At 36.1% G+C, this 26,738-nt stretch carries 25 protein-coding genes and 1 tRNA gene; 4 read left to right on the forward strand and 22 right to left on the reverse strand.

From position 1 onward, the window contains the following. Positions 1–10: 10 nt before the first annotated feature. The 7 genes from ACQV2Q_RS07870 to ACQV2Q_RS07900 all read right to left on the reverse strand — a co-directional run bounded on the left by ACQV2Q_RS07870 (position 11) and on the right by ACQV2Q_RS07900 (position 9,145). Positions 11–1,807: a DUF2207 family protein gene (locus ACQV2Q_RS07870; protein ID WP_428882432.1), complete on the reverse strand. Its 1,797-nt coding sequence runs from the start codon at positions 1,805–1,807 to the stop codon at positions 11–13. 131 nt (positions 1,808–1,938) lie between these two features. Beyond that, the gene (yycI, locus tag ACQV2Q_RS07875) at positions 1,939–2,826 is read right to left on the reverse strand and encodes a two-component system regulatory protein YycI (protein WP_428873984.1); all 888 of its coding nucleotides are present in this window, start codon (positions 2,824–2,826) and stop codon (positions 1,939–1,941) included. A 26-nt stretch (positions 2,827–2,852) separates the two neighbouring features. Continuing rightward, a complete protein-coding gene (gene yycH / locus ACQV2Q_RS07880; RefSeq protein WP_428882433.1) occupies positions 2,853–4,277 on the reverse strand; it encodes a two-component system activity regulator YycH in 1,425 nt (474 codons plus the stop codon). Next, on the reverse strand, positions 4,277–6,127 hold the full coding sequence (locus ACQV2Q_RS07885) for an ATP-binding protein (RefSeq protein WP_428873981.1): 1,851 nt from the start codon (positions 6,125–6,127) through the stop codon (positions 4,277–4,279). Before ACQV2Q_RS07885 ends, yycH begins: the two co-directional genes overlap by 1 nt. A gap of 11 nt (positions 6,128–6,138) precedes the next feature. Beyond that, a complete protein-coding gene (gene yycF, locus ACQV2Q_RS07890; RefSeq protein ID WP_428873980.1) occupies positions 6,139–6,843 on the reverse strand; it encodes a response regulator YycF in 705 nt (234 codons plus the stop codon). Positions 6,844–6,993: 150 nt separating this feature from the next. Then, positions 6,994–7,677 (reverse strand): O-methyltransferase, encoded by a 684-nt coding sequence (locus tag ACQV2Q_RS07895; RefSeq protein ID WP_428873979.1) that lies wholly within the window; start codon positions 7,675–7,677, stop codon positions 6,994–6,996. 70 nt (positions 7,678–7,747) lie between these two features. Beyond that, complete coding sequence (locus tag ACQV2Q_RS07900; RefSeq protein ID WP_428874023.1) at positions 7,748–9,145, reverse strand: hemolysin family protein; 1,398 nt, start codon at positions 9,143–9,145, stop codon at positions 7,748–7,750. Positions 9,146–9,357: 212 nt separating this feature from the next. Here ACQV2Q_RS07900 and cbpA point away from each other — a divergent pair, with 212 nt between their 5' ends. Continuing rightward, positions 9,358–9,990 (forward strand): cyclic di-AMP binding protein CbpA, encoded by a 633-nt coding sequence (gene cbpA / locus ACQV2Q_RS07905; protein WP_428875121.1) that lies wholly within the window; start codon positions 9,358–9,360, stop codon positions 9,988–9,990. Between the two features lie 54 nt (positions 9,991–10,044). Here the strand turns inward: cbpA and ACQV2Q_RS07910 are convergent, their stop codons facing one another. The 9 genes from ACQV2Q_RS07910 to ACQV2Q_RS07950 all read right to left on the reverse strand — a co-directional run bounded on the left by ACQV2Q_RS07910 (position 10,045) and on the right by ACQV2Q_RS07950 (position 18,659). After that, entirely contained in the window at positions 10,045–10,674 is a 630-nt protein-coding gene (locus ACQV2Q_RS07910; protein WP_428875120.1) for an MBL fold metallo-hydrolase, read from the reverse strand. A gap of 9 nt (positions 10,675–10,683) precedes the next feature. Beyond that, a complete protein-coding gene (gene alr, locus ACQV2Q_RS07915; protein ID WP_428873976.1) occupies positions 10,684–11,898 on the reverse strand; it encodes an alanine racemase in 1,215 nt (404 codons plus the stop codon). 11 nt (positions 11,899–11,909) lie between these two features. Continuing rightward, the gene (acpS, locus tag ACQV2Q_RS07920; protein WP_428873975.1) at positions 11,910–12,302 is read right to left on the reverse strand and encodes a holo-ACP synthase; all 393 of its coding nucleotides are present in this window, start codon (positions 12,300–12,302) and stop codon (positions 11,910–11,912) included. A gap of 16 nt (positions 12,303–12,318) precedes the next feature. Further along, positions 12,319–13,785 carry a DEAD/DEAH box helicase gene (locus ACQV2Q_RS07925; RefSeq protein ID WP_428882434.1) on the reverse strand — a complete coding sequence of 489 codons (1,467 nt, stop codon included), beginning with the start codon at positions 13,783–13,785 and terminating at the stop codon, positions 12,319–12,321. Positions 13,786–13,890: 105 nt separating this feature from the next. Beyond that, positions 13,891–15,297, reverse strand: a complete 1,407-nt coding sequence (locus ACQV2Q_RS07930) for a UDP-N-acetylmuramoyl-tripeptide--D-alanyl-D-alanine ligase (protein WP_428873972.1) — start codon at positions 15,295–15,297, stop codon at positions 13,891–13,893. Between the two features lie 11 nt (positions 15,298–15,308). Next, entirely contained in the window at positions 15,309–16,394 is a 1,086-nt protein-coding gene (locus ACQV2Q_RS07935; RefSeq protein ID WP_428873971.1) for a D-alanine--D-alanine ligase, read from the reverse strand. Further along, on the reverse strand, positions 16,391–17,173 hold the full coding sequence (locus ACQV2Q_RS07940) for a hypothetical protein (RefSeq protein WP_428873970.1): 783 nt from the start codon (positions 17,171–17,173) through the stop codon (positions 16,391–16,393). Before ACQV2Q_RS07940 ends, ACQV2Q_RS07935 begins: the two co-directional genes overlap by 4 nt. 93 nt (positions 17,174–17,266) lie before the next feature. Then, complete coding sequence (locus ACQV2Q_RS07945) at positions 17,267–17,827, reverse strand: LemA family protein (RefSeq protein ID WP_428873969.1); 561 nt, start codon at positions 17,825–17,827, stop codon at positions 17,267–17,269. A gap of 124 nt (positions 17,828–17,951) precedes the next feature. Beyond that, complete coding sequence (locus ACQV2Q_RS07950; protein ID WP_428875116.1) at positions 17,952–18,659, reverse strand: glucosamine-6-phosphate deaminase; 708 nt, start codon at positions 18,657–18,659, stop codon at positions 17,952–17,954. 240 nt (positions 18,660–18,899) lie between these two features. On the opposite strand from ACQV2Q_RS07950, the gene ACQV2Q_RS07955 reads away from it, so the two are divergent. Both ACQV2Q_RS07955 and ACQV2Q_RS07960 read left to right on the forward strand, forming a co-directional pair. After that, a complete protein-coding gene (locus tag ACQV2Q_RS07955; RefSeq protein WP_428882436.1) occupies positions 18,900–19,547 on the forward strand; it encodes a hypothetical protein in 648 nt (215 codons plus the stop codon). A 349-nt stretch (positions 19,548–19,896) separates the two neighbouring features. Continuing rightward, the gene (locus ACQV2Q_RS07960; protein WP_428873965.1) at positions 19,897–20,706 is read left to right on the forward strand and encodes a helix-turn-helix domain-containing protein; all 810 of its coding nucleotides are present in this window, start codon (positions 19,897–19,899) and stop codon (positions 20,704–20,706) included. Positions 20,707–20,752: 46 nt separating this feature from the next. Here ACQV2Q_RS07960 and glmM read toward each other — a convergent pair whose 3' ends face one another. The 4 genes from glmM to yidD form a co-directional block, all read right to left on the reverse strand. Next, positions 20,753–22,108 (reverse strand): phosphoglucosamine mutase, encoded by a 1,356-nt coding sequence (gene glmM, locus ACQV2Q_RS07965; protein ID WP_428882437.1) that lies wholly within the window; start codon positions 22,106–22,108, stop codon positions 20,753–20,755. A gap of 57 nt (positions 22,109–22,165) precedes the next feature. Next, positions 22,166–23,137: a CdaR family protein gene (locus tag ACQV2Q_RS07970; RefSeq protein ID WP_428875112.1), complete on the reverse strand. Its 972-nt coding sequence runs from the start codon at positions 23,135–23,137 to the stop codon at positions 22,166–22,168. After that, entirely contained in the window at positions 23,130–23,993 is an 864-nt protein-coding gene (gene cdaA, locus ACQV2Q_RS07975) for a diadenylate cyclase CdaA (protein ID WP_428873962.1), read from the reverse strand. The genes ACQV2Q_RS07970 and cdaA overlap by 8 nt, the downstream gene beginning before the upstream one ends. A gap of 62 nt (positions 23,994–24,055) precedes the next feature. Continuing rightward, the gene (yidD, locus tag ACQV2Q_RS07980; protein WP_428873961.1) at positions 24,056–24,301 is read right to left on the reverse strand and encodes a membrane protein insertion efficiency factor YidD; all 246 of its coding nucleotides are present in this window, start codon (positions 24,299–24,301) and stop codon (positions 24,056–24,058) included. An 80-nt stretch (positions 24,302–24,381) separates the two neighbouring features. Between yidD and ACQV2Q_RS07985 the strand changes: the two genes are divergently transcribed. Then, positions 24,382–25,464 carry a M24 family metallopeptidase gene (locus tag ACQV2Q_RS07985; RefSeq protein ID WP_428882438.1) on the forward strand — a complete coding sequence of 361 codons (1,083 nt, stop codon included), beginning with the start codon at positions 24,382–24,384 and terminating at the stop codon, positions 25,462–25,464. A 48-nt stretch (positions 25,465–25,512) separates the two neighbouring features. Here ACQV2Q_RS07985 and ACQV2Q_RS07990 read toward each other — a convergent pair whose 3' ends face one another. Both ACQV2Q_RS07990 and ACQV2Q_RS07995 read right to left on the reverse strand, forming a co-directional pair. Then, a complete protein-coding gene (locus ACQV2Q_RS07990; RefSeq protein WP_428873959.1) occupies positions 25,513–26,319 on the reverse strand; it encodes a formate/nitrite transporter family protein in 807 nt (268 codons plus the stop codon). Between the two features lie 267 nt (positions 26,320–26,586). After that, a tRNA-Thr gene (locus ACQV2Q_RS07995) sits at positions 26,587–26,659 on the reverse strand. Positions 26,660–26,738: the final 79 nt, after the last annotated feature.

Below are 26,738 nucleotides of genomic sequence, written 5' to 3' on the forward strand. Positions count from 1 at the left end.
TCCCCTTTTACTAGTCACCTTCTGAAAAGCGACGTAACCAGTTGCCTTTAGGATCAATTAATTCAATCCATTCTTTAATAGCTGGTTGTAATATATTCGCAACGGACCCTTGGACACGATAAAAATCAGCATTTTGACTTCTACTAACTTTCTCTAAGTCTGCCATATCAAAGTGATGGGTAAAGGCTTGTTGAATGGTTGTTGTTTCATCTAAACAGACAGCATAGATCACTATTTTCTCCCACTGATCAATAGTTGAAAATCGCCTTAAATCAATTTGATTGATGTTACGTAAGTCTTGCTTAAATAAATTCCAAACGAGTCTTTGTTGATTATTTGATTTTTGATGTTTTTTTTGCTTGCTTAATAAGAAAAGAAAGACCAATTGAATAATGAGCATACTTGCAAGCGCTAATAAAATCCAAACTAACCATTGACTTCTTTGCTGATTAAACATGTCGTAAGAAATTCCTATAACAAAGAGGACTGTCAAAACATTACTGGCAATGGCTAAAAGAGGTGAAAAATTTTTGTGTTTATTTTTTAAATGATCCGCTGAAACACTTTTCACTTCAATGGCATCAGTATATTTTTTCCACAAATCTTGATATTTCTTCTTTATTTGTTTTTGTTGGCGAATTTTTACAATAATTTCTTCTAAAGTTATGACTGCTCCTTCCTTCATACTTAAGCTAATTAACTCTAATGCATAGCGTTCATGGCTCGGAAGGTGGGTGTATCTTGATCGGTCTTCTAACAATTGAAAAGCCAGAGTGTAACCGCTTCTTATTCGACTGTGACTCCTATTTTTCATTCTAACCGGAAGAATCTTCAAATACCCTTTTCTTCCTAATTCTAACAGACTAGCCGCTAACTCATTAGACCCAGGGGCTTGATCATAAACAACCGCATTAATCAAACAAACATCCATCGGTTCAGGTATCATTCCTAATCTAGTCTTCTCAACCATGGGAATTGTGTCGTTCTTTTTATTTAATTGGTAGCTACGATAAAGAAAGAGGGTCGCAATAAGAGGAATAAGAATGGCTAAGAAGGTTCTTAATAATAATTGATACTCCTTTTGTTTAACTTGATCAGCGATATCTTTTTGAATTTGAGCTTCTCTAATTTCAATCGATTGTTTCCCTTTAATATCGATTATATTGGTATTATTAGGAGTAACCGATTTAGGGAAAAACATATGAAGAGAAAGAAGGTCATTATTCTCTGTAGGGTGATTGATGAAAAGATTCAAAGTAAAAGTGGTTTGACCTTCTTGATTAAGCATTTCGCTATTTTCTACTTTTCCTCCTTGTAACCAATAAGAAAGTGCTTCCTCCTCAATCAAGCCAGCAAAAGACATCATCAACTTCAGTTGGCTTTTTCTTTCTTTGGCTGTATCGACTAAAGGAATCCAGCTTCCTTCAAAATAAGCACCATCTTGGTAGTTAGTCACTGATTGCTCCAAATCATATTCAATAATATACTCCACTGTATCATTGACAACCGGATAGCTTATAATCAACCTTGCTTCTTGTGGGGTTTGAGTCATTTGATAGCTTCCTGCTACTCCACTAGAAGTTTCAGCAAGATAATTAATGGATTGATCTTTTTCGATCATTCCCATTCGATAAGACGATAAATTCTGATTTTCAGTAGGAATACTTAATTCTAATTGATTCAGATACTCAGCCTGGATTTGATAATATAGACGTACTTGGGTCCTACCTTTAGCATCTATTGTCGCTTCAATGCTTTGTTCTTTGACTTCATAGGCATTTTCTTGAGCAATTACTGTATGATGCAAAACTCCTCCAATTAGAAAAACAGAAAGAATGATGCTATAAATTATGTGTTTTCGTAATGTCTGCAAACAAAAATAAGTCTTCATATCTCACACCTTTACTCTTTCACTACTAATTTTTAAAAAGTTATCTTTTAATTTTTTGGTTTTTTGTTAACAACATTACCCTTAATAGCATCCACTAATACTGAGATCGTCTGACCACTCTCTTTACGATAGTAGATTAATTCCCAAGCGGGTAAATATAAATTAAATTGCTTGGTTTCAACTGAACGAAAATAGCCTAAAGTCATTGAAACTATTTCAGCATCGTTGGGCAAGGTGGTATCAATTCGGTTTTCTACAACAGCAATTACCTCATTGGTTGAGATTAATTGTCTTTGATCTTCTAAACGTACAAAAGGCTCTTGATAGGTCTGCATATAAGAAATCATGTCATAATTTTCATCTAATAAAATACGAATCTCTGCTGTTCCATCAGAAATTGGTACTGCCGATTTCATGGAAGAATCTTCTAAACTTCCCCCTTTTTTAGTCACCATCCGAATGATAATCATTCGCTCTTGCGGAGAATACCAATGATTTAAATAAAATTCTCCATTAATAAAGTAAGTAGGGTCTTTTAAGATATTTTCATGAATCCATGCAAAATCTTCATTAGTTAAACTGTATGTTTCCTCTCCAAGAGAAATGTCTAATTCGACCGGACTTGAGAATTCACTAACCAAGACGCCATCAGGATCAAGTGAAACAATTTGATTTTGTAATTGTTGTCTTTTACTCCACAATTCATTGTTAGGGGTGTTTTTTAACACTGCCAATTCAGGAGCATTATCGTTCAATTCAACAGCATCCTTGAATTTAATTCCACGATCTTTCATTTCCTGAACGGGATTAATTTGAGCTGTCGGGTCTTGAAAGTTGAGACCAAATGCTCCGCGCTCTACTAGGAGATAGGCTAAAAACATATCAAAAATTACAAAGAAAACAAGCAATATAATTTGTATCCTTTTGAAATCCATTTTTTCTCCCTTCTATCCTCAGTCAGCTAAGCATTGGTCCTGGCGTCTCTTTGCTGCAGCATAATGCGTAGACTGCCATCTTTTAATTGATCAATCGAATAGACTTGAGTCCCTACTACAAAAAACCACTTTGGTACCAAATTCACTTTCTTGAAGTTTTCCATATCTTTTTGCCATTCGAAGCCTAAAATAATTTGATTAAATTTTGAGAATTTGAGATTCTGTTCTTCTAAAAGCTCAGCAATTTCTGCTCCTGATTCAACAAGCTGAGGTGAAGATAAATCTGAAATGTTTACACCTAAAATCACTAAAGACATTTGTAACTTTTCTAATTTTAATTGACTGCGTTGCGAAGTGAATCTCAATTTGCTTGCTCCATAATCCGGTAAAGTAGGATCTGAAAAGATAGGCATCCCTGCTAAAAAGCGACGCAAAATCAACTGGTTATTTTGCTCAGAAAAGACCCTTACATCTTCCCCCCAATAATTAAACCGCTCAGCTAATTCTAAGCCTTTTTGCAATAAATCCTTTTGCGTTACTAAATCCTTTTGCGTTACTAAATCCTCTTCACTCCTTAAAAGACCGTTAATTTGATTATTATGATGGTTTACAGTCATAATATTGGTGTCATCATCAATCATCAAACTACTATTATAAGTATGATAAGAACGCACATTATTTAAGTCGGGTTGAGTAATATCAAAGTTAGCTCCTTCAAATACTGGATCAATAAAATAATTTTCAGGTACTTTTTCAAGAGAATACACTTGACTTGGAGAAGCTAAGGATTCTTTAGGCAGATACACTGTGTCTCGATTAATCTCATATTCAGCCATTTCAATTCGATCAGCAGATCCTGTAGCAATAGCGGCAAACAATTGCTCAATATCTATCGATCGTCTAATTCTCCCTTCCAAGAAGGATTTATTGACAGAATCTACAAAATAAACTTTTCCTGGCTTTTCAACGGGAAGGATGACACGGTTGACCTTGAATTGAGTAGATGCACCCTCTGGTATTTCGACCATATCTTCTAATAAAAGTAGCGAAATTTTTGTCAAATAGATAAATTGGATATGATCTTCGCCCATGATCTCATCCAATTGAATCGGATCAATTTGTGGTTGATTATCCACTAGCACAGTGATGGGCTCATCAGTTAATTTATGAACTTCTTGAAGAACTTGAGATTGATAAGCATGATAGTACTTACCTTCATTTTTAATAATAAGTTGGTAAGGGGCGACCAAGTCGGTAAGTTCTAACTGATGCGTTTGAAAATAGGGTTGATCAATCGTTACCTCACCTATCTGCATATCTGACTTAGGTAAATCAGCATATTTTTGATAAAGCATTTTAAAAGCTTGATTATTAATTAGAAAATAAGAAAAAACAATATTAATGAGAATAGCCACTATTAAAGAAACTGAAATCCAAATTCGTTTATTCATTAGGCATCCTCCCAATCATCTTCGAACTCAAGCTCAGTATATGGAAGAGAGAAAAGGAATATTGAACCTTTATTCTCTTCACTTTTAACCCAAATTTTACCGCCATGAAGTTCAATTACTTCTTTAGAAATGGCTAACCCCAATCCAGTACCTCCCTGTTGGCGCGAACGTGCTTTGTCTACTCGGTAAAAACGATCAAACAGATAGGGAAGATCTTTTTGCGGAATTCCTAGGCCTGAGTCTTTCACACTAAATACAACATGGTCACGATAATCCGCCAAGGTTACAATTATCTTACTACCATCAGGGGAGTATTTCATCGCATTATTCATTAAGTTATCAATCACTTGAGTAATACGGTCTTGATCTATTTCTACATAAATTTCTTTTGAGGTTAAATGACGAACAATTTGGTACTTAGGTTTATCTTCACTTTCTAAGGTAAACTCTGCCCGGTCTAGGATATAGTTAACTAAACGCTTAAAATCAATATATTCAAAGTTTGGCTTCACTTGACCGCCATCTAGCTTAGACAAATCTAGCAAATTACCAATCATCCGAATCATGCGATTAGATTCGGATTGTATAACCTCAAGAAACTCCGGAGCAAGCATTTCATCTTTCCAAGCTCCATCCACTAGGGCTTCCGAATAAGACTTGATACTTGTCAGCGGGGTCCTTAATTCATGAGAAACATTGGAAACAAAGTCACGACGTTCTTGTTCATTTTTCTCTTGTTCAGTAACGTCTTGAATCACACAAACTAGGCCCGTTACAAAGCCTGTTTCTCGCCTGATCACTGAAAACTCACATTTTAAAACCGTCTTCATCCCATCGACGAAGCGATTAACCAAAACCTCATGATCCCCTTTTAAAAACTTAGCTAAGGTATAATTTTCATTAATGCCTAGAGTTTCTAAAATCGGCTGACCTACAGCTTCGTTTTGATACATGTCTAATAAGAGTAAGGCTCGATCATTTACTAAGAGAATATTTCCTCGACGATCGGTACCAATTACGCCATCAGTCATATGTCTTAAAACACCATCTAAGCGTTGCTTTTCCGATTCAGTCGATTCTTGCGCATCTCTAACTTTTACAGCCAGGTCATTAATGGTTACAGCAAGGTCTCCTATTTCATCATGTCCAAAGACTTCAGCCGGAAAATCATATATTCCTTCCGAAATGCGTAAAGCTTGTTGCCGCATATTTTCAATCGGGGTAGTAATCCCTTGCGAAAGCACAAAGGCTAAAATAAAACCAGCTAAAATGGCAATTAAAATGGCTCTTAAAAAGAGATCTGTTACCTTCTCTCTTTGTTCATTTATCCGATCCATTTCTGTTTGCACAGCAATAGCCCCTAGCATGACGGTTCGATCTCCCTTGTTCGAAAGAATCGGCTTCACCACATGATAAGGTTGTTGAAAACGAATGAAATAATCATCCTCTAAGGGACGTTGGTTAATTAAAACATTACGGACTAATTCATCATTCGTGCGAGTTCCAATCGAAGAACGCTCAGCCAAGTCATTAGTAGCTAATAGATAGTCTTGTGAATTAACAATTTGAATTTTAGTGGAATAGGTTGAACTGAAAGAATCCAGCGCCTGTTCTAGGCGCTGGTTACGGTCTTCAGTCGTCAATTGTTGATCTTCTAAAATGGGGACAACATTATTGGTAAGAAAATCGATTTGCGTATTTATCTGTTCCTTCATTGCAGTAACGGTCTGTGTTTCCAACTGATCAATAAAATAGATACTGACAAACTGAAAAACGATTACTAAAATCACTACAAATAGCAAGGGAATTTTCACATAAATCGATTGTATCCATAAAAACGAACGATTCATTAAACTGCTCCCTACTCTTGATCTGGGTTCTTAAGAAAATAGCCAACCCCTCTTCTGGTGATAATATAGGTCGGATGACTTGGTAAATCTTCAATTTTTTCACGTAAACGTCTTACAGTAACATCCACTGTTCGAACATCACCAAAGTAATCATAGCCCCAAACAGTTTCTAATAAATGTTCACGCGTCATCACTTGTCCAATATGTAAAGAAAGGTAATGTAACAATTCAAATTCTCGGTGAGTTAGCTCGATTTCAACTCCATTTTTTGAAACAATATAGGCATCTTGATGAATAATCAAGTCTCCCACTTCGATGTCATTATTTTGAGCAGCTTCTAGTTCTTCTTCTCTTACAGTATTTCGACGTAAATTAGCTTTAACACGAGCAACCAACTCACGGTTTGAAAAAGGTTTTGTCACATAATCATCTGCACCTAACTCTAGGCCTAAAACCTTATCGATTTCAGAGTCTTTAGCGGTTAACATAATAATTGGCACAGAACTGGTTTTTCGAATCTCACGGCACACCTCGAGTCCCTCAATTTTAGGGAGCATTAGATCTAACAAAATGAGATCAGGTGATTTTTCAGCAAACTTTTCAAGAGCTTCTTCACCATCATAAGCTGTCTCTACTTCAAATCCTTCATTTTTCAAATTAAATGTAATGATGTCTGAGATTGGTTTCTCATCGTCCACAACAAGAATTAATTTCACGCTGTTTCACTCCTTATCTCCTTCTCATAAAAAAATTAACGAGGAAGGGTTTATTATTGAGCTTGCGACTCCTTTTTTCTTCTATGCATATTATACCTTTATCATGTAAATAGTCAAAATACGACACTTTTAATTGCTTTGTTTTTGGCTTTAAAAATCAATCTTATCTGATTCTTTACGAATCATTAGCAAACCATCTCCTAAAGGAATTAAACAAGAACGGTGTTCTTTGGAAGTTAAAACTACTTGATGCAACTCATTGAGTTTACGATGAATTTTACGAACCCGTTTGGGAATCTCTTTTTCGTCGTGTAAAATGGTTCCTCCTTGAAAAACATCGTCAATAATCAAGATCCCTCCAAGTCGCAAAAGACGCATACACTCAGGTAAAAATTCGATATATTTTGCCTTGGCGGAATCCATAAATATAAGATCATAAGCCTCATCTAGCTGGGGCAATAAGTCTGCTGCATCTCCTTCAAGAAGTTCAATACGATTATTTAGCCCTTGTTTAGCAAAATTTTCTTTTGCCCTTTCATACATATCAGGGTAGCGGTCAATGGTGGTTAAGTGTCCATCATTTCGTAAGTGCTGAGCCATTAAACTAGCAGAAAAACCAATAGCTGTTCCGATTTCTAAAATGCGCTGGGGTTGAAGACTTGCACATAAAAAATCAATAAACTTTGCTGTTTCATGAGGAATGACGGGTATTCCTCTCTCGTTAGCATAGGCTTCTATCTCTGCAACTTGTCCTTCAAAAGGCAATTGACCCTCTCGCATAAATTGAACGATGGATTCCATCACTACCGGTCGATGCATCATTTCATTTAACATACTTTCATCTCCTTATAAATAAAGAGTGAACGAGAAGGTCTTTTGACTCACTCGTTCACTGCGGTTTGTTTTATTTTTTTTCAGTATCTAAACCATAGTCATTATCCCGACGATCGCTATCGTGCTCAAATTCATAGAGACTATAATCTGTTTCTAAAGCATAGGCTGAATCATGAGTGACTTGAATACCACGGATTCTTCCATTTTCAACATTACTGGTCGTTAAGACATAGTCATTCATTCTGACTGATGTACGCTCGTCATCATCTGGTACATAGCCAATCACTTGAATCATCAAACCAGCGATAGTATCTACTTCCTCTGAGTCTAAGTGCTCATCAAAATAATGATTGAACTTTTCTAAGGTCATAACGCCATTAATGTAATAATTCATATCATCGATCTTGCGAACGACAGAAGCGGTAATATCGGACTCATCATTGATATCACCTACTATTTCTTCAATTAAATCTTCAAGAGTAACGATTCCCTCGACACCACCATACTCATCTCGTAAGATAGCCATATGGGTCTCTTCTCGACGGAATTCCAACAGCAAGTCATCAATATAGGCCGTAGAAGGGACAAATAGAGGATCGTTAGCAATTTCTAAAAAATCAATCTGATCAAAACCTTGTTGACTGGCCGTTTTTAATAATTGCTTAACATGGAGCACACCAATGACATTATCTTTACTTTCTTCATAAATAGGCAAACGTGAAAAAGGACTATTTAAAATAGTTGTGAGAATTTCATCGTACTCATCTTCTATATCAACCATTTGTGTGTCGGTCCGTGGAACCATGACTTCTCTTGCAAGCTTAGAGTCAAGCGACAGGACTCCTTCAAGCATTGAATACTCCGCTAAATCGATTGTTCCTTCTTGTTGGCTTTGGGTTAGAATAGCCACCATTTCTTCACGGGTAAACTGGTCGTTATCAGCATTGAAATCAATAGGTGTTAACCGCTTTAAAAAGCCAGTAGAAACCGATAATAAGGCAACAAATGGAGTGAATAGTTTTTGAACCCATTCAACAATGGCGCTAGTAGCCATAGCTACTTTGTCAGGCATTTGTAAAGCGATTTGTTTAGGGTAAAGCTCACCCAAGACCAAGGTCACATAAGAAAGCAAGACCGTTACTATCACTATTGAAAGTGACTTCGCACCCGGAAAAAATGGTATCCATCTTACTATATAATCTGCAAAACTTGTTGCAGCTGACGCAGATGAAAGGAAACCTGCCAAAGTAATTGCTACTTGGATGGTCGCTAAAAAATCATCTGCATTATCGATTAATCTCAGCACTCGTTGTGCTTTTTTGTTCTGCTCTTCTTCCGCTAACGTTCTCATTCTCGATTGGTTAATTGAAACAAAAGCAATTTCTGCTGCAGCGAAAAAAGCGTTAATTGCGGTTAAACATAAAATTAAGACTAATTGCGCTATCAGTGAATTCTCCGAAGAGTCCATAGTTAAGTTCATTTCTCCTTTATGCATCTAAAAATTTCGACTACTTTTATAATAGGTAATTTCAATATAAAAAGCAACACTTTATCTGGATAGAAACTAGCAAATTATTAAAAAACTATGAGAGAACGATTGCGCATTTTAATTACTATGATAAAATAGGAGAGTAGATGCCAACTTTTACCTAAATAATTAGTAAAGAATTGGAGAAACTAATGATTGAAGACTTAATGACACCCAAAAATGCCCTTCTCACTCTACCGGAAACATGCACTTGTCTAGAAGCTATTGAATTATTAGAAAAAAATAATCTTCGTTGCGCCCCGGTGGTAGATGATAGCCAATCCATTTTCCGTGGTAACATTTACCGCTTCCATATTTATCAATATAAATTTCATCATCCTGACGCTGATCTTAGTTCTTTACCCGTGACCCGCTTTTTAAAAAACACCACCAAAATTATCCGTATTCACCATTCAATTTTGGAATTGTTTTTTGCCATAAAAGACCTACCCTATGTTGCTGTCTTAAGTAAGGAACATACCTTTTTAGGGATTGTGGAACACACAAACTTTCTGAGCTTTTTAAATCAAGCTTGGGATATGCCGGTCGTAGGCTATATATTAAAAGTAGAAGCCCTCGGTAAAAAGGGCAATCTCACTAAGATTGCCCGTCTAGTTAACCGTTATTGCGATATTTCTTCCTCAATGACCATTGATAAGACCGATTTTAACAACCGTTCCTATATCCTCTTTCAAATCCACCAAGATACTAGCCGTCTTACCTTTCAAAACCTCGTTCAAGATTTGCAACGCCGTAAATACACGGTTGAATTCTGGTACATTTAAAATATTTATCCCCGCTAACCTCTAATCGAAGAAGAGTTAACGGGGATTTTATAATTATTTAGGAAAATAAGGATTATTCTGACGCTCTTGGGCTACAAACGTTGGGTTGCCATGTCCAGGGTACAACTGATAATTATCACTCAAAGGTAAAATTTCGCGTTGAATACTTTCCATTAATTGTTGATGACTAGCATTCGGTAAATCCGTACGTCCAACACTGCCTGCAAAAACAAGGTCACCAGATATCACAAATTCATCCTCATCAAATAGATAAATCACATGACCTGGACTGTGTCCGGGTGTATGCTTCACTTCAAACTTAAAAGAAGCGATTGAAACTTCCCCCATACTTTCCCAAAGATGATCAGCTTTACGCTGAATAATCGGTTGAGTAAGCATTGTAGACAAGTTTAAGGCTGGATCACCGAGGAAATCAGCTTCTAATGTATGTACATAGACTGGAACGTGATAATAATCTCTCAATTGGTCTAAACCACCAATATGATCAAAATGGCAATGGGTTTGAAGAATAGCTTTCGGTTTCCAGCCTTGACCATCAATCCATTCAATTAATTTATCCGCTTCTGCACCCGGATCAAAAAGGATGACCTCTTGATTGGGATGAATCACTACATAAGTATTTTCCTGCATAGGACCCACTGTTTTCATAGCTACTTCTAACATATTATCCTCCTATATATAAATTCGAGGAACTCTTTCACTAATACATGATAATATTTCATAGGAAATAGTTCCTGCCATATGTGCCAACAAAGAGGGGTGATTATAATATTTACCATCTTGACCGATTATTGTCACTTCCGTTCCCACAGGGAATTCCTTGGGTAAACGAATCATTAATTGATCCATATTAATCACACCTAAAACAGGGCATGCATATCCTTCTACCAAAATAGGAATTTTAGCATAAGCGCGAAGCCAACCATCGGCATAGCCAATCGGAATAGTACCAATCCATTCATCCTCTGGACTTTCATAGCTTGCTCCATAAGAAATACGCGTTCCTTTTTCAACTTTCTTCACATAGGACAATTCAGACAACAATTGAAATGCTGGCTTCAAATTAAGTTCATTTGTAGAATTTTTACTGCGTAAACCCTCTTTATCTAAATGATAATCAGTAATTTGCTGGTCCGTCACTAAATCTTCAGGGACACAGTCTCTACTATTGAGACCATACATGGAAATACCTAAGCGTATAATATCTGATCGGTCGCCAATTGCAGGATAAAGTCCCATGGCTGAATTATCAAAGTGTCTTAAAGACACAAAATCAGGAATATAAGAAATTAAAGCTTGCCAACGCTCCCATTGATAGTCAATATAACTTAAGGGGCCACCACCAGCCGTTGCAAAATGAGTGAAAACCCCTTGCCAATTTAGCCACGAATAAGCTTTAACGCCTTCAACAAAGGCTAGTACTTCTTCTTTGGTCCTTAACCCCACTCGTGACATCCCCGTATCCAGCTTCAAATGAAATTTTAATGGATTCTCTTTCAACAGATTCTCTTGCTGATTCTTTTTAAGCTGGTGGAAAGACTGGTCAAAAAAGCTTAAATCTGAAACAGTAATCGTTAAATCATAATATAAAATCTCGGCTATTCCATAGGGTAATGTTAAGCCCATTACTAAAATTGGTATTTTAGTCAGACCCAGCTTGCGGAGTTGGATGGCTTCATCTACTGTGGCAACGCACAATCCATTCACACCTGCTTCAATGGCTGCCTTAGCAATTGGAATTGCTCCATGTCCATAAGCGTTGGCTTTAACTACTGCATATATTTGTTGATGTGAAGCTTTCTTATCTTGGTATAGCTTGATATTATGTTTAATGTTTTCTAAACTAATGACTGCTTGCGTTGGGCGGTGCTCACTTGCTCGATACATTTTTTGACTCCTTACGACTTGTTTATAAATTTTTGATAGGCTTGGTCAATTGTTTGCTGATCACAGTCCATTACAACCATAGCCGTTGCGTAATCTTGACCATGACTAATCGATACTTTGGCATGTTTTATTATTGGACCTGCTGTAATCTTAGGTCGTCCTCTCTCGTCATTGATAATTGAAATATCAGAAAACTTCAAGTGTCCAATCCCTGTACCCATAGCTTTAACATAAGCCTCTTTAGCACAAAAGCGGCCAGCCAAATAAATGAGCTGCCGCTGAGAGGAATATTTATCAAATACTCGTAGTTCTTGATCTGATAATATTTTATTTGGAAAAGCTTTGTGTCTAGCTAGGGCCTTAGCAATCCGATCAATTTCTACAATATCAATTCCTATCTCCATTATAATACCTCAAATATTAACGCTCTTTTTTCTTCATCTTAAAATTTTTCTTGTTAGACTTTGAATAGTTGCCTTTATTACCACCGGAATATTTATTGCGGTTTGATTTGCCAGACTTTTTGCGATAGTTGTCACGATTATTCCGTTTTTTGCGGTCTGCATTTGGTAATGGTTTTTGTGGTGAAATCGAAACGGCAATTTCACGGCTTTCTGAAACAATTTGTCCTAAAAGGGCTGCTACTAAATCTTCCGCTTCATAGTTAGCTAAAAGTAGTTTAGCATTTTGCCGACTATGATTAACCTGGTCGCCTTCTAATTGCTCATTAATCTGTTCGATAATTTGGTGGATTTGTCCTTGTTGTGCTTCTTGAATGGTTGGTGGTTTCATCGGTTGCATTTGTTTACCGACTAATTTTTCGATGGTTCTTAAATAAGGCATTTCAGTCGGTAAGACAAAGGTTAATGACAAACCTTCATTGCCTGCACGCCCTGTACGCCCGATACGGTGAACATAAGACTCAGGATCTTGCGTAATATCATAGTTATAGACGTGAGTAACGCCTGTAATATCTAATCCTCTGGCGGCAACATCAGTTGCGACTAAGAGTTCTACATTGCCTTTTTTGAAGGCGTTAATCACGCTAGACCGTTTCTGTTGAGTAATATCACCATGGATCACTTCTGCATTGTAACCTCTTAGTTTTAGACCACGGCCGACTTCATCGACACGCTTTTTAGTCCGACAGAAGATAATCGCTTGCTTAGGCATTTGAACGTCAAGAAAACGTGATAAGGCATCAAATTTCTCATCGTCACGGCACTTAGCATAAAATTGCTCAATCAAGTCTGCTGTTACATGTTTTGTTTCAATATGTACATGAGCTGGTGATTTAAGAAATTGATCTGCTAAGTTTCGAATTGCTGGTGGCATAGTCGCTGAGAAGAGTAACGTTTGTCTTGCTTGAGGTGTTTTAGAAACAATTGACTTAATATCTTCAATAAAACCCATATTTAGCATTTCGTCGGCTTCATCTAAAACCAAAGTTTGTACATGCTCTAATTTCAAAACTTTTCGATTGATTAAGTCTAGTAGTCGTCCTGGAGTCCCCACAATAACTTGTGGTTTATTACGTTTAATACGCTCAATTTGCTTACCGATTGGTGAGCCACCATAGACCACATAAATACGCGAACGAACGCCTTTTCCTAAACGAAATAACTCTTCCTGAACTTGGATAGCGAGTTCTCTTGTTGGAGCTACCACTAAACTTTGAATATTATCATGGTTAGTTTCCAGTTTATTTAATAAAGGCAGACCAAAGGCTGCTGTTTTTCCTGTTCCTGTTTGCGCTTGACCGATTAAGTCACGGCCTTCCAGTGCTACAGGTATTGCTTTTTGCTGGATGGGAGTTGGCTCTTCAAAACCTAACTCATCAAGTGTTTTAACTAATCGTTCATCTAATTGTAAATCTTTAAATTTCAAATAATTCTTCCTTTTCTTCTATTGATAAGAATTTCAACAAGGGACTGGGTATTTACCCCAGCCCCACTATCATCTGTTTATAAAGTTTTGAAACCTTATGGTTGATCATTGTGTTTTGATTCCAGTTAACGCCGTCACAACGCTCAGTAAGTCAACACCGAAGCTAGACTTAACTAGGATGACATCTTCATTTGATGTCTCTATACTAAGAGCGTCTATCAAACGTTGATGATCTGCTTTTTCATAAAACAACTGTTCCTTTGCAAAAGTTTTTTGCAATTCATCGTATAAATAAGCCATCTGGTCGCCAAACAAGTATACCTTATCTAACACGCTTACGTCCAGTGAATCTTTTAAACTACGATGATATTCTTCACTTTTGGCTCCTAACTCCCTAATATCACCCAAAACAGCAATTTTACGGCCCGCACCTTCTACTTCAACATCAGCCAAAGTATTTAAAACAGCTCGCATGGAAGTTGGACTGGCATTGTAAGCATCATTTAAAAGTCTAGCGCCATTTTTAGTGGTTAACCATTGTACCCGATTGGCTGTCAGTTTAAATTGTGATAATTGGAAAATAGCTTGTTCGGTAGGAACTTCTAATAGTTTAGCAATGCTTAGAGCAATTAAAGCATTAGTAACATTATAGGCTCCAATGATTGGGATCGAACATAGCACATTTTCATCAATATTCGTGCGGAAAAAAGTTTTATTATATTCTTGATTAATAGCGTAAGCATAAAAATCATCACTTTTTTCAAAACCAAAGCAGTAACTTTTAATTTTAACCTGTTTTTTTTGCAACTCTGCTTCAATTAAAGGCTCATTGCCAGGGTATAAGAAAATACCATTGGAAGTGAGACCATCTAATATTTCTAATTTTGCTTGTGTAATGCCTTGCCGACTCCCTAAAAATTCTAAGTGGCTCTCTCCGATAATAGTCACTACAGCAATATCAGGCTCAGCGATTTTACTTAATCGACTAATTTCTCCAAAGTCACTCATCCCCATCTCTAAGACACATACCTGCGTATCTTCAGGCATTTGCAATAGTGTATAAGGCATACCAATTTCGTTATTATAATTCCCTTGGGTTTTATGGACACTATATTTTGAAGTTAAACTCATGGCTGTCATGTCTTTAGCAGTTGTTTTACCATTACTCCCTGTGATACCTATCACAATAGGCTGAATAAGATGACGATAATAATTTGCTAATTGATGAAAGGCCGCTAATGTATCTTCAACCTTGATAACAATTAATTGTTCAGAGGGTGCTTCTTCTATAGGACGTGACCAAAAACAAGCGATGGCACCATTATCTATTGCATTTTGAATATAGTCATGACCATCCGTAGTACCCCCTACTAATGGCACAAAAAGACTAGCCTTTTTGACCTTACGTGAGTCAAACTCTACACTAGTAATTTCTTGACCTAAGACTGGCTGATAATTAAACGGATTTAGTTTTAAAGTCTTGATGATTTCGTTAATTTGAATTGCTTTCAAAGACTCGCTCCCTAACTTTTATAACTTTTCATTTGAGACCTTGTTTTATGTCGGCTCAACCCCAATTGAATGAGTTCTTCAATTAAGTCCCGATATTCTAAGCCTGTTGCTTTCCAAAGACTTGGATACATCGAGTATTGGGTGAATCCTGGCATGGTATTTAGCTCATTAATGTAAATATCATGGTTAGCAGTGACAAAAAAGTCGGCCCTTGCTAATCCAGAACCATCAATCACCCGATAAGCTTTTTTCGCATAGTTTTGAATTTCTTCAGATAGACTTTCAGGTAAATCAGCTGGAATTTCCATTTCAACCGTATTATTAATATATTTTTCGGAATAATCGTAGAAATCTTGGGTTTTTACCAATCGTCCCACACAAGACACGTGAATATCTTCATTACCTAAAACGGCTACTTCACACTCATCAGCACTAATTCCTTGCTCAACCACAATGCGACGGTCATACTTCAAAGCTTCATTAACTGCTTCAATTAGCTGATATTTATCTTGAGCCTTAGAAATCCCAACACTCGATCCCATATTAGCTGGCTTGACAAACATTGGGTACAGTAATGTTCCTTCAGCTTTAATAATTAAGTTTTCTTGCTGATTTTTCCACTCTACATCATCAAAGGAAACATAAGGAACTTGAGGAATGCCTGCTTGGGTAAATAAAGATTTAGAAATGATTTTATCCATACCATTTGCTGAAGCGGTAATCCCTGCTCCAACATATGGCATATCTAAAACTTCTACAAAGCCTTGAATAGTGCCATCTTCACCATTAGGACCGTGTAAAACAGGAAAGACTATGGCATCCTCCTCTTGAATCTCTCCCGGTTTTATAACCACTCCTTTTGAAGGTGTATTTGTGGTTGACCACTTTGCATGATCGGATTCATTAAATATTAATTGCTGATCACCTAAAGAAGGTTCATTCATTTCCGGCCCTTGAATCCATTGCCCATCTTTGGTGATATAAATCGGCTGCACTGTATATAAATTGTACATAATTGCTTGCGAAATATTATGAGCTGAAATAATAGAGATCTCATGCTCAGCACTTTGCCCACCATATAGTAATATTATTTTCATTGAGTTCCCTCCGTCTTGTCTTCCAACTGTTGGCTTAAGTCTTCGATGCGCCATTGACTGGTTGATTCTTGGTAAATTATCTGTCCAACAGCATCTTTACGATCGAAATTACGTGTTAAATAAGTTAATTCATCCTCAATTATATATAGAGGGATACTCCAAGTATCATTTTCTTTAATGGCTTGTTTTAAATCAATTTTTAACCCATTCATAAATAGGGGGCTTAATTCCTCTACTAGTCTAACGGGCATTGGTGCTATTACTTTTTTCCGTCTTGTAAACCACCCAACATTTTCATTGATTATGTTAGACAGATGTTCACTTAGAGCCCGAGCAAAGCGCCCATAAAAGTGAGACATATGCCGATAATATGTTTTATTTAGGCCATTTGACATGGTTAAATAAACATAGTTATTTTGCAACTTATAAAAGAAAGGTGATCTCAAGGCTTTATTAGCGTGAAAAAGGTAGAGTAGTTCTGAAATTTCAACGGGGGTTAATTGGTGCATCAATTCCATACTATCGAAATCAATCCAATTAGACATTCGACGCCCTTCTTTTTGACAAAGTTCAAAATAGTCTAAAACTTCTGTCTGATTGCGTAGAATTTTAAAATCCGTTTGAACGTCAAAACGACCGAATTCTTCCGGTGCATTCGCTAAAATAATATTTTGTGGTAAATATTGACGATTGAAATCCATTATTTTTAGACTTATTCCTCGCGTCATAAAATAATTAGTAACGGCATCATAATGCACATAAAGATTAATCCGATTCATTCTCTACCTCCTTTCTTTTAAAGATCGGTAACTCACATTCTACTCTCTTTGATTTCCAATGCAAAGCCTAATTTTAAAGAAGGCATAAAATTATTAGTCAAAAGAGACTTGAGGTGCTTGACGAGCAGCTTCTGGAGCTTCTAAATAAGTTTTCTCGCCAAATCCATGGACTCCCGCTACCACATTGTTAGGAAAAACTTGAACCTTCTCATTATAGGTTTGTACACTTGAATTATAAAGTTGGCGAGAAACTGCAATCTTGTTTTCTGTATCTTCAAGTGATCTTTGTAATTCTTGAAAATTAGCGTTCGCTTTTAGATCAGGATATTGTTCCGCTACGACAAGCAAACGTGATAATGCTGAAGTTAAGCTGTTAGATTTGCTATTGATCATTTCTGGACTTGCATCAGCAGGTAGATTAACTAACTGCTGACGCGCTTTGGTCACATTTTCTAGTGTTTGGCGTTCGTGCTCAGCATATCCTTTAACTGTTTCAACCACATTCGGTATCAGATCGTTTCTTCTTTGAAGTTGAACGTCAATTTGACTAAAAGAACCTTCTACCCCGTTACGAGCTTTAATTAAATTGTTATAAACACCTACCCAAAAAAGAGCGATTATACCTATTACACCTAACAAAATATACATAAACATATCCTTAGCACATCCTTTCATATAAATCTATTATAAGCGATTGCAATAAAAGAGTGAATATAAAGCTATTATCTTTAACACTTAATATCAGCGAAGATGAAGCACCATTATTTATTCTTAGACTTTAACGAGTCAATGAGGATGCCGCTTCTCTATCTAAGAGTACGTAAACATTCCGATGCTTTTGTAAAACACTAGCCGGTAAGTCTGATGTAATAGGGCCTTCAATCATACCTCGTACAGCTTGAGCCTTTTGACTACCAAAGGCCATAATTATTATTTTTTTAGCTTTTATAATAGCTCCCACACCCATCGTAATTGCTTTGGTAGGCGTTTCTTCTTTAGAACCAAAAAAACGTTGATTATCATCAATTGTAGATTGCGTCAGACTCACTAGGGATGTGCCAGCTTCTAAATCGGACCCAGGTTCGTTAAACCCTATGTGGCCATTCGAACCCAAGCCTAATAGTTGCAAATCAACCGGATTGTCTTTAATTACTTGATCGTATCGAGCTAACTCAGCATCGATATCTTTAGCCTGTCCATTCGGAATAAAAGAGCCTTTAAAGGGTTTGTTTTTGAAGAGATGGTCATTCATATAGAAAGCATAACTTTGAGGATTCTCGTCATCTAATCCAACGTATTCATCCAAATTAATTGCAACAGCCTGACTGAAGTCCATATCCGACTGACTTAAAAGCTCATATAATCTTTCCGGGGTCGATCCAGTCGCCATACCATATACATCAGCCCCCTCTTGCTGACTAAGCTTGAATATTTCTAAAGCTCTTAATGATGCCTCTTCTGAACTGTTATAGATTTCAACTCTCATAATAAATCCTCCTTAAGTATTAGGCTTTTTTCTTTTAAATAGTTTATCATTAAATATATATTTAACAAAGCAACATTAAATGACATTCTTCTCAAGCTGGCAACATTCAGGTAACAAACCACATAAATTAAATAATTAATGATAAACTAGTATTAACAAATCATTAGGGAGGAGAGCATAAAAGTGTGTGAGAAAAACAAGCTAAAATTAAACCATTCAAAGACTATTCTATGCTTTATAATGTTGATGTGTTTTTTTATCATCAGCATCAAATCTCCCTATATTGAAACGCAAGCTTCAGGCTTCCACAGGCTATCCAGTCCAGTTGAGACTAATCCCGTTAAAAACCCAAGCAACAAACAAACCTTCAGCGTTGAAAAACCCGAGGATGAATCAACAACTACCACCCAGGAAGTGATTGCTCCTACTCCACCGATTACTTTCGATCCGAATGAAAGTACTCAAACAAGTCGTCAAGCTAGTAAAGATGAGTCAACAATCACAAGCAATCAATTAACAACCGTCACTAACGATCAAGAAGATAATGATAATCATAATCAAGAAAAAATAACGACAACTCAGGAAAAATCCGAAACCTCTGAGCTGTCCGAGCAAACTACCACTTCTAAAGAAGTGGCCTTCGAAGCTGGTAAATTAACAGTTATTAAAAAAGATACCGTCCCATTGGCGTATATTCTCACTGAATTCGCCACCACTCTTTATGAAAATTCCGATTTTATTCAATCAATCTATTATCAAGGGGCCTTTCTAATTCGCCATCTATTAATTATTCCCGATGCAGACATCTTGACATTATTTGATCATAAAATTATTCGCTGGCTCAATCTTTATGCAGAGTATTTTATGCAAAATAAAACGACTCCATAATCCTTGAAGCGCTACTAAATAAAAGAATATTTTTTCTTTTAACAGTTGATTTTAAAGGATTTTATTAGTATCTTATTTCTATTTTAAATAACCCTTATTGTCCATCTATTCCATTTTTTTGATTATATAAGATTTTCTTATTGTTTTAATAAGTTTTTCAAATGATTTCTCATTAAGTTTAAAAAAATTTATATCACAAAGCTTAATCTTATATGGTTAAGCTTCTTTTTATTAATAAAATATCATATAAAATTTTTAATACTCTAACTATACCAATCGGAATAAAATTAGTGTATAATATTGTTAAAATGATATATTGTAGGGAAGATATAAAATAAGGAGGGTCGCTATGTATATTTCTAATATTAATTCAGCTTCTGTTAAACTAGACAGTATTCAATCCGAAAAAATCACATCCAGTCAAAGATTCACAGTCCAATCTTCAGATAAATTGGTTTTAATTTATGTTCATAAAGGGGCAGCTGATTTCATCTCTGAAGAGAAAATAGGTGGTTTTAAGAAACGTGATATCATCATCCTAAATCCTAACCATTCGATTGAAATCCAACCAATCCGTAAATTAGAATGGTTTCGTGTTGAAATTTCCGGAATTTTGTTTACTTCATCTGCTGAAATTGAATCAATGGATAATATTTTTATCGTTTGCGATCAATCGCAGACCATTAAAAATTACTTAGATCTTGCCCTTATCGAATATAAACAACCCTTTAGAGGGTCTGAACTTGTTTTAAGAAAACTAATTGAGTGTGTCATGGTTCATGTGCTGAGGCACCATGAACTGTCCATTAAAGACTCCTCTATTCAAGTGCGTCACCAAGAAATCGAAATAATCAAAAACTATATTCGTGAACATTTTTCTGAAAAAGTAACTCTTGAACAGCTTTCTGATATTGTTGATATCAATAAATACTATATGATTAGACTGTTTAAACAACAAACAGGACTTTCTCCCATTGATTATTTAATTCATGTGCGACTGTCTGAAGCAGAAAAACTGTTAGCTCAAACGTCTATTACGATTTCAAAAATTTCTGATATAGTTGGCTTTCATTCTCCTTCACACTTTTCAAAAACATTTAAGGAAAGTAATCATATGACCCCTTCAGCTTATCGACGAAAGTTTTCTAGTTTAGCTTAATAAAACAAAGCGCTCCATGAAAATTCTATTTCATGAAGCGCTTATTTTATTCAATCCCTCTAACTTGGCGAATAACATCTGCAATTTTATGCACATACTTATCCACTAATTCGTCGGTCGGAGCTTCGGCCATTACTCGCAGTAATGGTTCCGTTCCACTTGGGCGAACTAAAATTCTTCCTTCACCGGCCATTTCTTTTTCAACCGATTCAATGGCTTGTTGAACTTTTGCTTCTTCTAAAACAGTATGTTTATCTCTAACTCGAACATTGACTAACTTTTGCGGATAGATGATGACCTCTTCTGCTAATTCCGATAGTTTCTTCCCCGTTTCACTCATAACAGCCATTAATTGTACGGCTGTTAATAGACCGTCTCCTGTTGTGTTTAAATTTAAGAAGACGATATGTCCAGATTGTTCACCACCTAAGGTATAACCACCTTCACGCATAGCTTCTACAACATAGCGATCTCCAACATTCGTTTTTATTGCAACCATTTCATTGGCTTCTAAAGCTTTATGGAAACCTATATTACTCATAACCGTTGAGACAATCGTATTATCATTTAATCGTCCTTTTTGCTTCAGATGATTTCCACAAATAAAGAGTATCTTATCTCCATCAACTAGATTTCCCTTTTCATCAACTGCAATTAAACGATCTCCATCACCGTCAAAGGCTAATCCTAGATCCACTTCTTTTTCCTTAACTAGCTCTTGCAAAGCTTTTGGATGAGTTGATCCAACCTGATCATTAATGTTTATCCCATTAGGTCGATCACCCATGGTGTAAAAATCAGTGTCTAAATCAGCAAATAATTGATTGATTAAGGGTGAAGTGGCTCCATTTGCCGCATCAATAGCGACACTCAATCCACTTAATTCAACTGAAATAGTTGATTGTAAAAAGTTCAGGTATTTTATAGTTCCTTCATGGAATTCGTCTATTAAGCCTAAGCCTTCAGCGGCTGGTCGAGGCAAATTATCTTCTTCTGAATCTAGTAGTTCTTCTATTTCTTCTTCTTGCTGATCAGATAATTTAAAACCATCGGTACCGAAAAATTTAATCCCATTATCTTCTGCAGGATTATGTGAAGCAGAAATCATGATCCCCGCTACAGCATTTTGCGTTTTAGTTAAATAGGCTACGGCTGGAGTGGGTACAATACCCAATTGCATCACTTCAATCCCAACTGACAAAAGACCTGCGGTTAAAGCAGCTTCTAGCATTTGTCCAGAAACACGTGTATCTCTTGCAACTAAGACTCTTGGTGTTTCAACAGATTCAGCGTGCTGTAAAAGAACATATCCTCCATATCGACCTAATTTGAATGCTAGTTCTGGACTTAATTCCTGATTAGCAACTCCTCTAACACCATCCGTTCCAAAAAATTTTCCCATTTTCTTCTCCTTTTTAAATCTTATAAGTGAGCTTTCTTAAATCTTTTCATTACGTTACTATTGACTTAATTTCACTGGCTCGATTATAACTTCTACTTTAGCCTCATTGATACTCGCGCTCGAAATACCACTCGGTAAATTCAGTAACCCTATAACTTGACCTGATTCTGTCTGTTCGGAAACATCTACAACAAGTTCTACTTCTTTAATCGGATTAAGGATTTTCTGACTACCAAATAATGTGACTTTATCTTGACCAACAATGGAATAACGATAATTATTTTTTGTATTATCTTCTCCTATAGCAGTAATTTTCAAAGGAAATTCTTTCGAGTTTTGGACAATGTTCACTTGTGCTTTAATATCCATTGTTTCTGAGTTCACATCGAGAGGCTTTCCATCTTTGTCTAAAATTTGTAAGCGATAATTACCTGCAAAGGATTCTGCAACCGGTTGGTTAGAGCGAATACTAATGCCCACAAAATCAATGGCATTAATGGCTCTTTGACTGCCTACTAATTTAACTTCTTTTGGATCAATATTAACAGACTCTACCTTAAAATCTGATTCTAATTGAAGATCATCAAGTGAAACTTCAACAGCAACCGTCACAACTTTACGCTGTTGGACCTCTACTTTTACTTTAGAAGGCGAGATGGTATAAGTGATTTCATCGGGTAAGCCGTCTATTAATAATAATAGTTCTCGATCACCAATTTGACCTTTAGAAATTTTCTCAGTTTGAACCATAATGTTTTCGCGTGTCACTTGGTTCAAAATATTTTTAGGCCCATCAAGACGAACGGTCACACTTTCTTTAAGATCACTAACGTAAATATCATCGGGATGATCGCCTAAATATAATGGCACATTATACAAAGTCTCCGATGTATTAAAACTAGAAGCTAATTGAGAATTCACGGCTGCATTACGGGCATTGTTTTCGTTAGTAACAAAAGTATAAATAAATAGAGCAAAAATTAATGAAATAATTCCCACAGCCCAGTTTTTTTCAAATATCTTATTCATTATTTTTGCCTCCTTTACTTGAGCGCATCCTGTTAAAGAGGGTTTTAAACATATTAGAATCTTGACTTTTTGAGTCTTTTTTTTCTATCTCTGTATAAAGATATTTGTTAAGCAAATCATGTAGTTCTTCTTTATCTAGATCACGATGTAAAAAATCATTCTTTACAATACTAATTGCGCCCGTTTCTTCGGATACTATTAATGTCAAAGCATCTGTTTTCTCTCCCAGTCCAATTGCCGCCCGGTGCCTTGTTCCTAATTCCTTAGGAATTAATTTACTTTCCGAAAGCGGTAAATAACAAGAGGCAGACGCAATTCTAAAGTCATTGATAATGACTGCTCCATCATGCAAAGGCGTGTTGGGAATAAAGATATTGATTAATAATTGACTAGAAATTTCAGAATCTAATGTTGTCCCAGTACTAATATATTCTTCTAAAGAATCTTCACCTTCAATAGAAATGAGCGCTCCAATTTTACGCTTTGACATATAGAGTAAGGATTTTTTTAAATCCTCAATTAACTCTTCACTCGGATTTCTTGAAGATTGTCTATTTCTAAAAAGGATTTTCCCTAAACTTTCTAACGCTTTTCGCAATTCAGCTTGGAATAAAATAATAAGGGCGACTACTCCCCATGAAATAACTTGCCCCAATAGCCAATCGATTGTTTGTAAACCAATTCCTTGACTTACAAATTTGGCAAAAATAATTAAGCCTATTCCTTGCAAAAGATTCATTGCCCGAGATTGTTTAGCATAGCCTATTAATCGATAAATAATGAACCAGACAATGAAAATATCCAGTAAACTCACAAATGGATGGTTGCCTAGGAACTGATTGAGCCACTCTAGCATCCTTTCACCTACTTTCAACTTAATTACTATTTTACCATAGTCTCATTAACCCATGGTAAAATTTATTTATTGACCCGCTGCCTTCTTAAAGTAAAATGATCCGGTATAGGATCTAATCCTCCTTCACGGAAAGGGTGACATCTTAAAATACGTGCTAAACCCATTAAAGAACCTTTAAGTGCTCCAAACCGCTCAATCGCTTGAATGGTATAACTTGAACAAGTTGGTGAATAGCGACACGAAGGAGGCGTTAAGGGGGAGATGTATTTTTGGTAGAATCTTATCATTCTAATAAATATCTTTTGCATTTTTTACCTCCAATCATTACAATAACCATTTTCTTCTATTATAATAGTTTATGTAGAAGTTACCAAGTAGGAGGAAAAATATGAACAAATTAGCTACAAAAAAACTACTAGACGCTATGCAGAAAAAAGATATCTCACAATTTTTAATATCTGACCCCTCTACAATTGATTATTTAGTAGGATACCATACAGATCCTGGTGAAAGACTTTTATTATTATCAATTAAGCGTAATGGACAAATGCAACTGATTCTTAACCAATTATTCCCTACTTTTAAGGAAAAAGATAATCTAGCTATTAAATATTATAATGATGGAGAACCCATTATTAAAGAATTAGCTGAAGCTTTAGAGGCTGGTAATATCGGTATTGATAAAAACTGGCCAAGTCATTTTTTAATTAACTTGATGAAACAACATCCTAATGCTGAATATGTAAATGGAAGTCCCTTAGTGGATAAAATTCGTGCTATCAAATCAAAAGAAGAAATTGATATCATGCGGGAAGCATCACATCGGAACGATCAAGTCATGCAAGCACTGATTAAAAAGATAGATGCAACCACTAGTGAAAATGAAATAAAAGAACAACTAGCTTCATTATATAAAGAGTACGAATGCGACGGCTTTTCATTTGAACCGATTATTGCCTATGGACCCCATGGTGCTGACCCCCATCATAGTACCGATGATAGTTTACCTCAAGTGGGACAAAGTATCATCATTGATATTGGATCAAGTTATAAAGGATATTGTTCAGATATGACTCGAACTGTCTTTTTTGGCGAAGTGTCCGATAAGCATAAAGAAATCTATCAAACTGTTTTAAAAGCGAACGAAGAGGCTATCAAACAGGTAAAACCAGGGGTGTCATTTGCATCCATTGACTTAACCGCAAGAAAAATCATCGAAGATGCGGGCTATGGTGAATACTTCACTCACCGCACCGGACATTTTATTGGTAGAGACGTCCATGAATATGGGGATGTTAGCCAACATAATCATAATAAAGTAGAAGTGGGAAATGTTTTTTCAATTGAGCCCGGTATCTATCTTCCAGGTGAAATGGGCGTACGCATAGAAGACCTAGTTGTCGTTACAGAAACAGGCTGTGAAGTCATCAACTTAGCGAATAAAGAACTAACCATTCTGCCTAACAAATAAAAAATAACCCTTGTGGCTAATGTAAGCTGCAAGGGTTTCTTAATTTTTTTAATCATGAAGTGCCAGTCCAGCATCATTTAACCATGCATAGACGAGACCAATAACAAGTCCGCCACCAATAAAGTTTGCAACCCAAGCAACAGTCCAAGCTAAAAGAACAGGCACTAACTGAAGAGCTTCTGCTTGATAATTACTAAAAGCAACTAAACTAAATGATCCAAAGTTAGCCACCACATGTTCATAACCTAAAAACACAAACATGAAGATAGCGCCGAAAACAATAACTATCTTAGCAATTTCTTCTTTGGCCAATAAATAACCAACAATTGCTATGTTTACAAAGGTGTTGGCTAAAATCCCTTCGATGAAGATCAAAGCTAAATCTTTACCTAACTTTCCATTTACAGTAGTAACAATAAAGCTTTCAGCAGTCAATTGACTGAAAGCGCCTGTTTGGGCAACGATAAAGGCCGCTACAAAAGCTCCAACTAGATTACCAAGGGTACAAAATAGAAGAATCTGAACGGTCTTGTTAGGACTTATAAACTTGTGATAAGTACCTGCCGTTAAATACATCATATTTGAAGTAACTAATTCTTGATGTAGGAATAAAATAAATAAAAGACCAAAAGCAAATAGGATTGAATAAACGAACTTGCCAATATGAGGAGCTCCAACATTAATATAATCCGCAGCATAAACGCCAATAGCTGTAGCTAATACTAACATAGCTCCTGCATACATAGAACGTACAAAATAACGCGCTTTACTCTGTTCGAACAATCCAACCTTCTTATTTACAGAAGACTCAATGATCTTAACAAACTGTGACTCATTTACAATATTTTCTCTCATTCTTTAACTCCTTTAAAGTTATTTAACAACATTTTATAGTTTAGAGGTTTATTACTTTATTATCAAGTTAAAATAATAGAAATTATAGCAAGAATAATGAAAGTTTAAAGACAGTGAGTGGATATAAGTTTTGAAATTATAACTTAACTAGTATTACAGGGAAATCTTTCTTCAAAAATAAATTGAAGAAAAGAAAAAGCTTTATTAGAAGAAGTTAAAGAGAAATTCTTCGTAATAAAACTTAAAATTGTTTATTTATTTTATAAAAGCCACCTGCCGGGATTGAACCGGCGACCTCTTCCTTACCATGGAAGCGCTCTACCTGCTGAGCTAAGGCGGCAAAAAGAAATCTATAAAAAAAAAGACTCCGCCAGTAGGGCTCGAACCTACGACATCATGATTAACAGTCATGCGCTCTG

This window comes from Facklamia sp. P12950 (genome assembly GCF_050409465.1).
Taxonomy (GTDB): domain Bacteria; phylum Bacillota; class Bacilli; order Lactobacillales; family Aerococcaceae; genus Facklamia.